The organism is Pedobacter sp. UYP30, assembly GCF_040547165.1.
In the GTDB taxonomy this organism is placed as follows: domain Bacteria; phylum Bacteroidota; class Bacteroidia; order Sphingobacteriales; family Sphingobacteriaceae; genus Pedobacter.
This window is the reverse complement of the sequence record NZ_JBEPPD010000001.1, coordinates 377,230-391,114: the sequence shown is the minus strand read 5'-3', so window position 1 is coordinate 391,114 and position 13,885 is coordinate 377,230. Positions and strand designations below refer to the sequence as shown.

General features: G+C 38.7%; 16 protein-coding genes. 9 read left to right on the top strand and 7 right to left on the bottom strand.

Annotation, left to right across the window (positions count from 1 at the left end; translation table 11 throughout):
- The first annotated feature begins 1 nt into the window (after window position 1).
- From ABIB40_RS01820 to ABIB40_RS01810, 3 genes are read left to right on the top strand one after another with little or no spacing between them, the layout of a single operon-like run.
- Window positions 2-640 carry an IMPACT family protein gene (locus ABIB40_RS01820; protein ID WP_354355346.1) on the top strand — a complete coding sequence of 213 codons (639 nt, stop codon included), beginning with the start codon at window positions 2-4 and terminating at the stop codon, window positions 638-640.
- Complete coding sequence (locus tag ABIB40_RS01815) at window positions 637-1,506, top strand: nucleoside phosphorylase (protein ID WP_354355344.1); 870 nt, start codon at window positions 637-639, stop codon at window positions 1,504-1,506. Before ABIB40_RS01820 ends, ABIB40_RS01815 begins: the two co-directional genes overlap by 4 nt.
- Before the next feature lie 26 nt (window positions 1,507-1,532).
- The gene (locus tag ABIB40_RS01810) at window positions 1,533-1,958 is read left to right on the top strand and encodes a hypothetical protein (protein ID WP_354355342.1); all 426 of its coding nucleotides are present in this window, start codon (window positions 1,533-1,535) and stop codon (window positions 1,956-1,958) included.
- A gap of 60 nt (window positions 1,959-2,018) precedes the next feature.
- On the opposite strand, the gene ABIB40_RS01805 is transcribed toward ABIB40_RS01810, so the two are convergent.
- The 4 genes from ABIB40_RS01805 to msrC all read right to left on the bottom strand — a co-directional run bounded on the left by ABIB40_RS01805 (window position 2,019) and on the right by msrC (window position 5,434).
- Window positions 2,019-2,924, bottom strand: a complete 906-nt coding sequence (locus ABIB40_RS01805) for a histone deacetylase family protein (RefSeq protein ID WP_354355340.1) — start codon at window positions 2,922-2,924, stop codon at window positions 2,019-2,021.
- Window positions 2,924-4,222, bottom strand: a complete 1,299-nt coding sequence (gene kynU, locus ABIB40_RS01800; RefSeq protein WP_354355338.1) for a kynureninase — start codon at window positions 4,220-4,222, stop codon at window positions 2,924-2,926. The genes ABIB40_RS01805 and kynU overlap by 1 nt, the downstream gene beginning before the upstream one ends.
- 50 nt (window positions 4,223-4,272) lie before the next feature.
- On the bottom strand, window positions 4,273-4,761 hold the full coding sequence (locus ABIB40_RS01795; protein WP_354355336.1) for a pyridoxamine 5'-phosphate oxidase family protein: 489 nt from the start codon (window positions 4,759-4,761) through the stop codon (window positions 4,273-4,275).
- A 193-nt stretch (window positions 4,762-4,954) separates the two neighbouring features.
- Window positions 4,955-5,434: a free L-methionine (R)-S-oxide reductase MsrC gene (gene msrC, locus ABIB40_RS01790; protein ID WP_354355334.1), complete on the bottom strand. Its 480-nt coding sequence runs from the start codon at window positions 5,432-5,434 to the stop codon at window positions 4,955-4,957.
- Window positions 5,435-5,739: 305 nt separating this feature from the next.
- Here msrC and ABIB40_RS01785 point away from each other — a divergent pair, with 305 nt between their 5' ends.
- The gene (locus ABIB40_RS01785; protein WP_354355332.1) at window positions 5,740-6,066 is read left to right on the top strand and encodes a DMT family transporter; all 327 of its coding nucleotides are present in this window, start codon (window positions 5,740-5,742) and stop codon (window positions 6,064-6,066) included.
- 133 nt (window positions 6,067-6,199) lie between these two features.
- Window positions 6,200-6,715, top strand: coding sequence for a hypothetical protein (locus ABIB40_RS01780; protein WP_354355330.1), 516 nt, complete (start codon window positions 6,200-6,202; stop codon window positions 6,713-6,715).
- A 60-nt stretch (window positions 6,716-6,775) separates the two neighbouring features.
- On the opposite strand, the gene rlmB is transcribed toward ABIB40_RS01780, so the two are convergent.
- On the bottom strand, window positions 6,776-7,540 hold the full coding sequence (rlmB, locus tag ABIB40_RS01775) for a 23S rRNA (guanosine(2251)-2'-O)-methyltransferase RlmB (protein WP_354355328.1): 765 nt from the start codon (window positions 7,538-7,540) through the stop codon (window positions 6,776-6,778).
- Window positions 7,541-7,737: 197 nt separating this feature from the next.
- On the opposite strand from rlmB, the gene dnaB reads away from it, so the two are divergent.
- The gene (dnaB, locus tag ABIB40_RS01770; protein ID WP_354355326.1) at window positions 7,738-9,306 is read left to right on the top strand and encodes a replicative DNA helicase; all 1,569 of its coding nucleotides are present in this window, start codon (window positions 7,738-7,740) and stop codon (window positions 9,304-9,306) included.
- Window positions 9,307-9,409: 103 nt separating this feature from the next.
- On the opposite strand, the gene chrA is transcribed toward dnaB, so the two are convergent.
- Window positions 9,410-10,627 carry a chromate efflux transporter gene (gene chrA / locus ABIB40_RS01765; protein ID WP_354355324.1) on the bottom strand — a complete coding sequence of 406 codons (1,218 nt, stop codon included), beginning with the start codon at window positions 10,625-10,627 and terminating at the stop codon, window positions 9,410-9,412.
- Between the two features lie 152 nt (window positions 10,628-10,779).
- Entirely contained in the window at window positions 10,780-11,115 is a 336-nt protein-coding gene (locus ABIB40_RS01760) for a tetratricopeptide repeat protein (RefSeq protein WP_354355322.1), read from the bottom strand.
- A gap of 63 nt (window positions 11,116-11,178) precedes the next feature.
- Between ABIB40_RS01760 and ABIB40_RS01755 the strand changes: the two genes are divergently transcribed.
- The 3 genes from ABIB40_RS01755 to ABIB40_RS01745 all read left to right on the top strand — a co-directional run bounded on the left by ABIB40_RS01755 (window position 11,179) and on the right by ABIB40_RS01745 (window position 13,816).
- Window positions 11,179-11,916, top strand: coding sequence for an electron transfer flavoprotein subunit beta/FixA family protein (locus tag ABIB40_RS01755; RefSeq protein WP_354355320.1), 738 nt, complete (start codon window positions 11,179-11,181; stop codon window positions 11,914-11,916).
- Window positions 11,917-12,181: 265 nt separating this feature from the next.
- Window positions 12,182-13,153: an electron transfer flavoprotein subunit alpha/FixB family protein gene (locus ABIB40_RS01750; protein ID WP_354355319.1), complete on the top strand. Its 972-nt coding sequence runs from the start codon at window positions 12,182-12,184 to the stop codon at window positions 13,151-13,153.
- Between the two features lie 48 nt (window positions 13,154-13,201).
- Window positions 13,202-13,816 carry a bifunctional nuclease family protein gene (locus tag ABIB40_RS01745; protein ID WP_354355318.1) on the top strand — a complete coding sequence of 205 codons (615 nt, stop codon included), beginning with the start codon at window positions 13,202-13,204 and terminating at the stop codon, window positions 13,814-13,816.
- The last annotated feature ends 69 nt before the right edge of the window (window positions 13,817-13,885 follow it).

Here is a 13,885-nt window from a genome sequence, read left to right as displayed (position 1 = left end):
TTTGGAATCTACTGATCATTTTAAAACGATAGCAGCTGTTGCCGAAGCAATTTTTAGCGATAAGGGAAGTAAATTTATCGGCAGTGCCTATCCTATAAAAAACGAAGAAGAAACAAAAAGTATCCTGTTGGGTTTAAAATCGCAGCACAAAAAGGCTAGGCATTTCTGCTACGCTTATCGGCTTAATGCCGATGGCTTATTTAGGGCTAATGATGATGGAGAACCCGCTGGTTCTGCTGGGAAACCTATCTTAAATTGCTTACTATCGGCAGAGTTAGAAAATGTAATGATTGTGGTAGTTAGGTATTTTGGCGGGAAGTTGTTAGGTGTTCCTGGTTTGATAAACGCTTATAAAACAGCAAGTATAATGTCACTGAGTGAAGCTATTATTATAGACGATTTCCAAAAGACAAACCTAAAAGTTAGTTTTGATTATGTACACATGAATGATGTGATGCAAATTTTAAAAGAGGAAGGTTTAGAAGTTTATGAACAGCAGTTTGATTTGGCCTGCGAGTTGAAATTTTGGGTTAAGAAATCGTTGGAAGACCAGATTAGTCATAAATTAGACTCTATTCCAAACCTCAAATTAAAAGCAATTATTAACGATGACACCAAAGGATTAAAAATAAATTTATGAGCATACCAGAAAGCGACCTAATCATCAATCCCGATGGAAGTATTTATCACCTAAATTTATTACCAGAAGATGTTGCAGATACAATTATTACCGTTGGCGATCCAGACAGAGTAGCGGAAGTGAGCAAACATTTTGATAAAATTGAGCTAAAAAAGGGTAAACGAGAATTTATGACGCATACCGGGCTGTTGGGTAGTAAGAGAATTACAGTTCTTAGCACAGGCATCGGCACAGACAACATAGATATTGTTTTGAACGAGCTAGATGCGCTTGTAAACATAGATTTTCACACAAGGGAAATCAAGAAAAGCCTAAAGTCATTAAATATTATTCGAATAGGAACCTCAGGCGCGGTTCAAGATGATATTCCTTTGGGTAGTATTATAGCCTCGTCTTTTGGTTTGGGAATGGATGCGTTGATGAATTACTATCAATCTCAAAATACAATAGGAGAAATAGATATACTTGTTAAAATAAACAAACACTTTAATGGTTTTGCAAAACTGAATCCATATATTACTGCCGGTAGCGAACACTTACTGAGTACCATCGGTAAAAATTTGACTCATGGCATAACGGTAACAGCTCCTGGTTTTTATGGACCACAAGGCCGTAAATTACGTGCACATAATTCCATCGACAATCTTATTGAGCGAATTACCAGCTTTAATCACAACGGAACTAGAATAACAAATTTAGAGATGGAAACGGCTGGAATTTATGCCTTGTCGAATATATTAGGACATCAGGCCATATCTATAAATGCCATTTTAGCAAGCAGGACCAAGTTGGCATTTGCTAAAGAACCACAAAAAATAATTGATAAGGCGATTAAATTGGTGTTGGAGAGAAGTCTTATTTTATAGTACACTACTTTATACTCTATTTTTAAATGAAAAAAATCCTAATAGTTTTGGCGACGATTTTGTTCGCACTAGGGGCTTTAATTTTTATTGTAGATAGTTTATTTGGAGGATTAGAGAAACCAATCTACCAACAGATAACATTAGTTTCCGATAATGGAACGTCAAAAATCTATATAAAATCTGAACATTGGGGATTCACGGGTGATAAACAAAAATCTGTTATTTCTAACTGGCCAAGTGTAGGATTTATAGCAGACTCAACGAAAGACTTTATTTTTGACGGACTTGAGCCATTTTTATATCAGGCTAAAAATGACACTCTTTTCCTGTATATTAGAAAGAAAGTAAATGTTCCTCTGAAGTTTAAATCAAATAGGCAGGTAGTTCAAGTAGAAGTTGAGAATCCTGAGTTTATGCAGAAAATAGTTGACCCGGATTTTAAGAAAATGTAGAAACTTAAAATCCTATAGTAATAAATTTTACGAAACTTTAAATATCAGCCAGACAAAAGGTTAACTGAACATATCAAACGCAATACGATAGGTGTTGCAATGCGCATCTACAATCTGCTCAACGTCTTCTGAGTATCCTCCCCCCATACTTATTTGCACTGGGATTTTTTTAGACTTGCAAGCACTCAACACCAGTTTATCGCGCAAAGCACAACCCTGTTTAGTTAAAGAAAGCTTACCCAGTTTATCTGAATCTAAAACATCTACCCCCGCAAGATAAAAAACAAAATCTGGTTTCTCTTGCTCAAAGAGCTGACGCAGCGTTCTGTCTAAAATCTCCAAATATTCTTCATCAGCAACACCGTCTCTTAATGCAATGTCCAGACTTGACTTTTCTTTTTTAAACGGAAAATTATTTTCTCCGTGCATAGAAAAAGTGAAGACCCTCGGCTCATTTTCAAATATTTCTGCTGTTCCGTTGCCTTGATGAACATCTAAATCTATTATTAATATCTTTGAGGCTAAATTTTTGTCTAGTAAATAGTTAGCGCATATTGCTTGATCGTTCAGCATGCAAAAACCTTCGCCCCAGTCGCTGCCAGCATGATGTGTGCCACCGGCAACATTAAAAGCTACTCCATTATCCAAAGCCGACAAAGCCCCATCAATGGTGCCTTGCGCAATTCTCAATTCGCGCTCTACCAACTTCTCGGTAAGCGGAAAGCCAATTTTTCGCTGCTCCTTTGGTGGCAGGGTAAGATTTTTCAAGTCTTCCCAATAAGATTTACAATGAGTAGTCAGCAAAAATTCCTCATCCAATAAATCAGGACTGAAGAGATTATTCTGCGTTATAACACCCTCGTGCAGCAGCTGAGCGGGAATTAACTCATATTTCAACATTGGGAATCGATGTCCTTCCGGCAATGGATGTGCATAGATAGGATTCCAAGCAATCTTAATGTCCATCAATGTTCGGCTTTCAGTAGTTGTTGGGTAACTTCTAACAACAATGCTCCGGCCCTAAAGACATCTTCGAACGAGTTGTACATAGGGACCGGACTAAAACGAATTACATTAGGTTCACGCCAGTCTCCAAGTACGTTTTTTGCTACCAATGCATTAAAAATTTCTTTTGGTTTATTCTTTGCAATGATAGAAAGTTGTGCCCCTCTGTCTTCTTCATGAGGTGGAGTAATAATCTCGAACTGTTCAAGATTAATTTCCTTATTTATCTGACTTATAATAAATTGTAAGTAGACAGTTAATTTTTTACTTTTTTCTCTTAACGGCTGCATAAACCCTGCTTCTTCAAATTGTTGCAGACTTGAAAAGTATATCGTTAATGGAAAAACTTGGGTGCAACTTACTTGCCAACCATCTGCACCTTTTTCGGGTTTGAAGCCTTTCTCCATTAAAAACCGGCCATTTTCGTGATAACCCCACCAACCCGCAAAGCGATTAAGTTCCGTATTTAGAAAATGTTTTTCATGCACAAAAACACCACCAATTCCACCCGGACCAGCATTTTGATATTTATAAGAACACCAACATGCAAAATCTACATTCCAATCGTGCAGACTTAGCGGAACATTGCCCGCTGCGTGCGCAAGGTCAAACCCAACAGTTGCGCCAACACTATGGCCTGTTTTTGTTATAGCAGCCATATTAAACAGCTGACCAGTAAAATAATTAACACCTCCAAACAGCACCAGCGCTAATTCATCGCCCTGTGCTAAAATCTCTGCAACAATGTCTTCCGTTCTTAAAGTATGTTCTCCTGCCCTCGGCGCAACCTCTATAATTGTTTCGGCAGGATTATAACCATTAAACCTTACTTGACTTTCAATAGCATATTGATCTGAAGGGAAAGCGCCTTTTTCCATTATTATTTTGATGCGCTTACCTTTTGGAGCGTAAAAACTCACCATTAATAAGTGCAGGTTTACAGTCAAGGTATTCATGGCACAAACTTCTGCTGCTTTCGCCCCAACTAATTCGCCCATCAACGCATTTACACCCTTGTGGTAATACATCCAAGCTTCTTCGCCTTCAAACCAACCTTCTACCGCTTTGTCTCCCCAATTATTCAGTTGCTCTGAAAGCATCTTCTTTGTACGTTTAGGTTGAAGTCCTAAAGAATTGCCACACAAATAGATAAATTCCTTTTCATTTTGTGTGGGAAAAATAAACTGTTCTCTAAATCTACCAAGATCATCAGCTTTGTCTAGCGATTTGGCAAAGTCGAGCGTGTTTTCAAACTGCATAAATCAATGATACAAAAAAAGCAGGAATTTCTAGGTTCCTGCTTTTCTGTTTAAATTTTTATTTTATCGTGCTCTCCAACATCGGGTTGGTCGCCGGTTACAATGGCTTTTAGTGTGCTAAATAACACCACTAATTTAGATGCCGAACTGTCCCAATATTCTACCTCATCAGCGTCAACTTTCAGTAAAATAAGGTTTGGATCGTCCACACCATCGGGGAACCAGGCTTTTACAAAAGGCGACCAAAGTTCTTTTTTCTTTTCTCTATCATCTATAAAAGCAGCCTTGCCCCTCACCGTAACGTAGGTGTTATTAGATGGGTCACTATATGCCAGCAATACATTGTTTTCTTTTGAAATCTCTTTAGATTTTGGCGAATATTCATTGGTAAAAAACCAAATTCCGCCGTCATCTTCAATTTTAGCAGTCGCCATTGGCCTGCTGCCCATCTCTCCTTTAGCATTTACGGTATTGAACATGCAAATACGAACGGCCTCAACCATCTCTTTCAACTTTTTTATATTTTTTTCGTTTTTCATACTATTTTAGTGTTTGGTTAAAAAACATAGTCGATAGAAAAAAGTTTTGATTTTTGTAGAGCGAGATAAACTATGGCGCAGGCCAACCTAATCGACGTCAAGAAAGCTGGCTGTCTGGTCTACGGATCTTTAAGGATAGATGAAGCTAAATTTAAAGCCGAAAAAAAAAAGAGAAAGGAATTGTTAACTTAAACTAATGTTTTAACAAGATATTTGTAATAGTCTCTAAATTAGATTTATCAACCGAATCGAAATGAGCTAAATGTTCACTATCTACATCTAAAACGCCAATAGTAACTCCGTTTTTTATTAGCGGCAAAACAATTTCTGATTTAGATCCAGAGCTACATGCAATATGCCCGGGGAAAGTCTCCACGTCATCAACAATAAGGGTTTCTCCTTTCTGCCAACTTGTTCCGCAAACGCCTTTACCCTTTTTAATTCTTGTGCAAGCAACCGGCCCTTGAAAAGGCCCTAGCACCAATTCCTCGTTTTTAACCAAATAGAAGCCTACCCAGAAAAAACTGAACTGTTCTTTCAAGGCCGCCGAAACATTGGCCATATTGGCCACAAAATCATCCTCTCCGGCTAATAAAGCTTCTATTTGAGGGATGATTGACTTATAGTTGGTTTCTTTACTGTCTGAAATTGAAATTGTTAAATCTTCTGCCATCAAAGTAAAATGGTTATAAATAAAATAAATATTTGGGCGTTTTAATCCCGAATCAAAATCGGGACAGGCTCGCCTTACACTGTATCTTTTTTGCCCGAAATGGCCAAAAAAGGCTGTCATTTCAGTCGTAAGCGCTAGCATCTTTGCAAAATGACAGCGCACAATAGTAAATTCATGTTTTTAATTCGTCAGCAAAGCTATGAATTTGTTCTGTGAACTAGTTTCACATCAAAAACAAAAAGCTATAATTTGCCATAGATATTAAAATAGCTAGCTTTGGATTTAACATTTTATACCATAAGTACGTGAACTGGATTTTATTAATTATCGCTGGACTTTTTGAAGTGGGCTTTGCAACTTGTCTTGGCAAAGCGAAAGAAAATACTGGCAACGTGAGTTATTATTGGTTTGCTGGTTTTTTGCTTTGCCTCACAATCAGTATGCTTTTGTTGGTAAAAGCTACCTCAACATTGCCCATCGGCACCGCTTATGCCGTTTGGACCGGTATTGGAGCTGTCGGCACCGTGCTAGTTGGAATCTTCCTTTTTAAAGAACCTGCCGATTTTTGGAGGCTATTCTTTATAACAACCCTAATTGTGTCTGTTATTGGATTGAAAGTGGTTTCTAGTTAAAAAAATGACGAAAGAATTCATGTATTTTAAATACCATAAGCCAGTTTTCTATCTAATCGCGAACGTAGTTTGTGTAGTGCTATTTTTGGCTTCTGTATTTTATTCTCTCCAGAATTACGAATTCCCAAAAGCTTTGGCTTTGTTGGCAGCGTCTTTTCTTATCATGATGTTTACGCTTTATTTCTCAGAAAAACACCTGACAGATTTAAGGGGAAGATTTACATTTTCAGAACATCGATTTGAAATCTCTTCTCAATTTATAAATCAAATTATTACCCACAACAGCATCGAATCAATTTCGAGACAACATTATGATATTGTTTTTTTGTTAGGGACACGGGCCATTCCTAGTCAATTTAGAATTGTTTGTGCTGATGGAGAAAATATTGTGTTTAGAATTGCAAGAAGCGAGGAAAAAAGATATATGACATCAGTCAAAAAAATATCTCGTGAGATATATAAAACTAACCGTTTGGGAGTCCATTTTGCCTCAAAATTTAAAAAAGAACTTTCTACGGTGAACGAAAAAGATAAGCTGTTTGACAAAATAAAGCCTGTTCCCCATTATTCTTTAGAGAAAGCGATCAATTTGCTGTTGGAAAAAACGAATTTAATCCTTGGAGATTTTACAATCGAAAAAACCAATTGATTCGTAGTGTCTACCGAAAATTAGGTAGGCGCTCCAAAAGGCCTCAACAACTAAACGCCTCTACCCTCTCTGCCTAACCGCCTCGTATAAAATAATAGCGGCAGAAACAGATACATTTAAAGATTCAATGGTGCCGACCATCGGTATTTTGGCAAGGTTATCTGCTATTCTCATTAATTCATTAGAAATACCCACATCCTCTGACCCCATAATTACGGCTGTTGGCAAGGTATAATCCGGCGTATAAATCAAATCGTTGGTTTTTTCTGTACAGGCAACCAGCTGTAATCCGCTTTCCTGCAGAAATAAACAAGTCTTATGCAAATTTCCATGTCGGCAAATTGGAATGTTAAAAAGCGCGCCTGCTGATGTTTTAATGGCATCGCCATTTATTTGTGCCGCATTTTTTATTGGCACTACAATGGCGTGAACACCTGCACAAACTGCCGTACGTGCAATTGCGCCCATATTTCTAACATCTGTAATGCTATCTAACACCAGAATAAAGGGCACTTCTCCCTTTTCAAAAACACTCGGAATTATATCTTCAATGTTTTGGTAAGTTATTGGCGAAATCACAGCAATCACTCCTTGGTGATTTTTTTGAGACATCCGGTTTAATTTTTCTACCGGAACAGTGTTTAAAGGAATTGTGCTGTCGACTAATTCTGCCTTAAGCTCTAAAAATAAATCGCCACCTAACCCACGCTGCGCGTAAATGGTTTCTATATCTCTGCCAGCCTTTATGGCTTCTATAACTGCCCGTATCCCAAAAACAAATTCGTTGTTTTCTTTCGCTCGTTGCGGTCTTCTAAATTTATCCATTGTAAAAAATATTTGGCAAAAGTATCTAAATAAAAACGAATAAGTTTTAAGAAATGCCACCTTATCAACAAAGGTATGTTTAAAATTTTTTCGTTGCCTCGTACCCGCAAAAAATCAATTCAATTCGCATTCAATTTGTTAACAACAACTAACAACTTATTGAAACAAGGCGGCAAAGTTTTAACTACTTTTGTATTATGAGTATCGATAAGGAACAATCTGGAAATGTCAATTTCAGTCCGCGTAAAGGCAGGTTAAGCAATCCGCAAACAGGCGGACATGGAAAAATACCTCCACAAGCGCTAGATTTGGAAGAAGCTGTTTTAGGGGCACTTATGCTAGAAAAAGATGCGCTTTCTTCGGTTATCGATATTTTGAAACCAGAAGTTTTTTATCAAGAATCTCATCAAAAAATTTTTGAGGCCATCCACTCGCTGTTTCAAAAATCTAAACCAGTTGATATTTTAACCGTGACCGCAGAGCTTAGACAAATTGGAAGTTTGGAAATGGTTGGCGGTGCTTATTACATCACCAATTTAACCAATCGGGTTGCGTCTGCCGCAAATATAGAATACCATGCGCGGATTATTTCGCAAAAATACATCCAAAGAGAACTGATTAGAATTTCTACGGAAATTATCAGCAATGCTTACGAGGACACGACGGATATTTTCGACCTGCTAGATCATGCAGAGAAAAACCTTTTCGATATTGCTCAGAATAATCTTCGTAGAGATACCCAAAAAATGGATGAGATTATTAAACAATCTCTTGCCACTTTAGAAGAATTGCGCACCAAAACAGATGGTTTGACTGGTGTTCCATCGGGTTTTACGGGTTTGGACAGAATTACTGGCGGCTGGCAAAAATCAGATTTGGTAATTATTGCCGCTCGCCCAGCAATGGGAAAGACGGCTTTTGTACTTACCTGCGCCCGTAACGCCTCGGTAGATTTTCAAAAGCCCGTAGTTGTATTTTCTTTAGAAATGTCTTCGGTGCAGTTGGTTAATCGTTTAATATCTGGCGAAGCCGAAATTGAGCAAGAAAAAATACGTAAAGGCAATTTGGCGGAATGGGAATGGCAACAAATGCACAGTAAAATTAAAAAACTGAGCGAGGCTTCTCTTCTTATTGACGATACCCCTGCTTTGAATATTTTTGAGTTTAGAGCAAAATGTAGACGTTTAAAAGCTCAGTACGACATTCAAATGGTTATTGTAGATTATTTACAACTAATGCACGGCAAAGGCGAAAACCAAAAAGGCGGTGGAAACAGAGAACAAGAGATTGGTAGTATTTCTAGGGCGCTTAAATCTGTCGCAAAAGAGTTGGAAGTTCCTGTACTTGCGCTTTCTCAGTTAAGTAGAGCGGTAGAAAGCAGGCCTGGGCCAAACGGAAAACGGCCGATGCTATCAGATTTACGTGAATCTGGATCTATAGAGCAAGATGCGGATATGGTACTTTTCTTGTATAGACCAGAATATTATGGCATCACCGAAGATGAACAAGGACGTTCTCAGGCAGGCATTGCCGAGGTAATTATTGCGAAGCACAGAAACGGCGAAACTGGAATTGTGCCGCTAAAATTTGTGGGTAAATTTGTTAAGTTTATGGATCTTGAAGAAGATTTTAGCGCTCCAAACAGTTTTTCTATGGATAGTCCATCGTCTGGTATGTATCCGTCGCAAGATTTTGAGAAGCAAAGCAATGTGATTATTCGCCCTTCTAAAATGGATGATTACAGCGACGACGGTGCACCTTTTTAAAGTATTTTTTGTCTGAATTTTCGTGATAGACACTTACTGATCAGGCGCGGGTCGATTTTTTACGGATTGAAAAAAAGTTTTGGAGCTAATGCAAAAGGTCTTTTTAAAAAAAATAACCAACTGCTATCGCTAACACAACAATAATGGGTGGGCTTATTTTGGTGTAATTTAGTAGCAAAAATGTGGCAAGCATAATCCCCAAAAAAAGCCAGTTTAGGCCTATTGGTGCCAATAGAAGAATAAAAGCTGCGATGATAAACCCTACGCTAACTGCATTAATGCCAGATAGGCTATGTCTAATTCTAGATATTTTCTTTAAATCTTCCCAAAAAGGCACAATAAAAAGCACCAAAATTAAGCCTGGTAAATTAATACCTAAAACACCAATAACTCCTCCCAATACCTGACCTGGAATACCGTAACCGAAATTTTTCATGCTAAGCGCACCTAAATAACTGCTAAAAGAAAAAGTGGGGCCAGGCAACGCTTGCTGAATGGCAAAGCCAGACAAAAAGCCCGGGCCATTTAAATAATGCTTCATTTGCACAAACTCAGTAAACATTAAAGGAACCAATACTTGGCCGCCGCCAAATACCAAAATACCGTTACGGTAAAAGTTTTCTAGCAAACGTATGGGCAAACTGAAAGGCGAAGTTCTATTGATTATGGCACCGATAAGCGCAAAAAGCAGTAAAGCGCCTAAAAAGTACACCAGCTTTTTCGGATTTACGTTAGAGAAAAGATTTACCCTCAACTCGGTTTCTTCTTTCGGCGTTTCAATGGCAGAAGAAATCATCCCACCAATAAGAATGGCAAGAGGAAAAACGTAGGCATTTTTTAAAACCAAGGTTGCAATAACTGCAGCCACGGCAAGAAAAATTGGCATACGAGCAACTAGAACTTTCTTTCCGAGTTTAAAAGCGCCATAGCCAACAATGCCCAAGGCAACAGGTTGGATATATTTTAACACATCTGCAAAATGCGCTTTTTGGCCAAGCATGGCATAACTTATGGCGGCAAAAGTCATAACGGCTGCCGTGGGCGTAATCCATATTACAAAGGTAATGAGCGCAAGTTTTAAACGCCCTACTTTCCAGGCGATGCCTACTAATGTTTGGGTACTTGCAGGCCCTGGCAATACCTGTGCTAATGCATTCAACTCCAACAGTTCTTCGGCAGAAATAAATTTTGTTTGGTTAACAAAGTACTTTAGCAGCAAGGCTAAATGGGCTTGCGCCCCACCAAAAGAGCTGAAAGTAAACAACACCACGTTTTTGATAAAAAGTAGTTGTTTTTTTACAGCGATTGGTTTCGAGTGCATCTTAGGTTTGCGAGGTTATTTAATTATCGAAAAATATGCGTTGTTACGAGGGTAAAAATTTTGTTCCTAGTCCAAATGTAGTTGATTTTTTGTTTTCGGCAAACTGGAATTGATCTGGCCGAAAATTGCACTGAATCCTACTGCATTAGTTTTTAATCATCCTCGTAATCTAAACCAGAGGCAGAGTTAAAAGCGCCTTGCAGTTCAGAAAATGCATGCATGTCTCTTTTATTTCTGGCAGCTTCCATTCCTTGTTGGTATGTGGTTATTGCTTGCGCAGTTTCATCTTGTTTTTCGTATAATTTACCCAAATGGTAGTAAGTTCCAACATAGCTTGGGTGCTCGGCAACCAATTTTAGATAAAACCTAAAGGCTTCGGCTGTGTTGTCTAGGTTATTGTACTCGGTGGCGAGGGCATAAAGGATAAAAGGATCTTTAGGATCTTGCTCCATAAATTGTAATAACTTGCTTAATCGGCTAACTGACATTTTATTTAATTGCTTTTTTAACTAAATTTGCGGCAAGGCCATTTATATAAAAATAAGATCCAGATGAAAATATTAGTTTGTATAAGTAACGTACCAGATACGACCACAAAAATAACATTTACCAACGATAATACAGTATTCAACACTGCGGGCGTGCAATTTATTGTTAACCCTTATGATGAAATTGCCCTTGCAAAGGCCATTGCGCTTACAGAAGGTGGAAACGGTTCGGTTACCGTTATAAACGTTGGCGAAGTTGCTACTGAGCCTACCATTAGAAAAGCGTTGGCCATTGGCGCAGATGATGCTGTGAGGGTTAATGCAGCTCCGCGCGATGCTTATTTCGTGGCAAAGCAAATTGCAGAATATGCAAAAGACAAAGACTTTGATATTATCCTTACGGGAAGAGAATCAATTGATTACAATGGAAACCAAGTTGCAGCAATGATTGGGGAGTTCTTAGATATTCCGTCTATTTCCATTATAAAGAAATTAACCATAGATGGTGGCGCAGCAGTTTTGGAGCGAGAAATTGAAGGTGGAAAAGAGGTGGTAAACGTTACCGGAAAATTTGTAGCAAGCTGTGCCGAAGGCGTTGCAGAGCCGAAAATTCCAAATATGCGCGGTATTATGAGCGCTAGAAGCAAACCTTTAAATGTGGTTGAACCAGTAGAAATAGAAACCCTGAGCGAAATTGTTAAGTTTGACGTACCTGCAGCGAGAGGCGCTGTAAAACTGATACCAGCTGAGGATGCAGAAAAACTAATCGACTTATTGCATAGCGAAGCGAAGGTGATCTAGTTGGTTAGATAACAGAAATAAAAATAAAATTTATAAGTAAAATTAGTTTGTAGGAGCGCGGAGAGTAAAATATTATTAAATTAAAAAAAAGCAACATAGCGGTGTCATCCTGAGTTTCCCGAATGGTCGGGACAAGTAGTTGAAGGAATCATCTAGCTGTTATTCTATTGTTAGGCGGTCTTCGACAAGCTCAGACTGACAATTTTTTAGCTTAATTTTATTGTGACGAGCAAACCGACAAATCCATCGAAATAAATAAGAAAATATGAGCGTATTAGTTTATGTAGAACAAGCGGAGGGGAAATTTAAGAAGTCTGTTTTTGAGGCCGTATCTTATGCCAAAGCGATAGCAGACCAGCAATCTGCCGACTTAACTGCCATTTCCATTGGCAATGTTGCAGAAAGCGAATTAAAGGAACTTGGTAAATATGGTGCTTCAAAAGTGTTAAACGTTTGCTCAGATCAGTTAAAAAATTTTGTAAACCAGGCCTATGCAAGTGTCATAGCATCGGCTGCAGCCAAAGAAAACGCAACTGTTGTGGTTCTTTCCAACTCTTTTACCGGTAAAGGCCTGGCTCCGCGCATTGCGGTTAAGTTAAAAGCCGGTTTGGTAGATGGCGCTGTGGAACTTCCAAAAGTTGATGGCGGCAAATTTACCGTGAAGAAAACGGCATTTTCTGGTAAAGCATTCGCCATTACCGAAATTGTTTCGGCAAATAAAGTTATTGCACTAAATCCGAACGCTTTTGGTATAAAAGAAAACGCTGGCGAAATTAGTGTGGAAGATTTTTTTGCCGATGTAAACCAGTCGGATTTGAATACCGTGATTAAAGAAATTGTTAGGGCTACAGATAAAGTTTCTTTACCCGATGCCGAAATTGTGGTTTCTGCGGGTAGAGGTTTAAAAGGGCCAGAAAATTGGGGCATGATTGAGGAATTGGCCGGACTATTGGGCGCTGCAACGGCATGTTCAAAACCTGTAAGCGATGCAGATTGGAGACCACATGCTGAACACGTTGGCCAAACAGGTATTTCCATCAGTCCGAATTTATACATTGCCATTGGCATTTCTGGCGCCATACAGCATTTGGCGGGCGTAAGTTCATCAAAAGTAATTGTGGTGATCAATAAAGATCCAGAAGCACCATTCTTTAAAGTGGCCGATTATGGCATTGTTGGAGATGCATTTGATATTGTTCCACGTTTGATCGAAACGCTGAAAAAAAATCAATCTTAAAAAACACAAACGTTTAACCCAATTTGTGTTTATTAAGCACACCAAAAAATGAAGAAAGTAAAACTTGATATTGTTGGCTTGTCTTATAGCCAAACCCAAACTGGCGCGTACGCTTTGGTTTTAGGCGAGGTAAATGGCAGGCGCAGGCTACCCATTATTATCGGCGCTTTTGAAGCCCAAGCAATCGCCATCGAAATTGAAAAAATGACGCCGACACGGCCGCTGACGCACGATCTTTTTAAATCGTTTGCAGAAACATTTCACATAGACATTCAAGAAGTGATCATTTACAATTTGGTAGATGGTGTGTTTTTTGCAAAGCTAATTTGTACCGATGGTAAAAATGTGAAGGAGATAGATGCCAGAACATCAGACGCGATAGCGCTTGCAGTACGGTTTAATGCCATGATTTATACCTACGAATTTATTTTAGGTTCGGCGGGTTTGCTTATAGAAGGCAGCGATTTATTGTTTCTAGAAAATTTGGATAACATAGCCAAAGAACCAGATGCCGACAGCTTGCCCACCAAAAGCAAACAGCAAGGTCTATCTCATTTAACCTTAGAGGAATTGCAGCAGCAATTGCACGAAGCCATTGCGGCAGAAGCTTATGAAAAGGCAGCGCGTTTTAGAGATGAATTGAGTAAAAGGAATGCGAAATAGCAAGAACAATAGTCATGTCGACAAAAGAAGACATCTCACTCGCTCTGTTAGCTCAATCCAAGCGGCTTC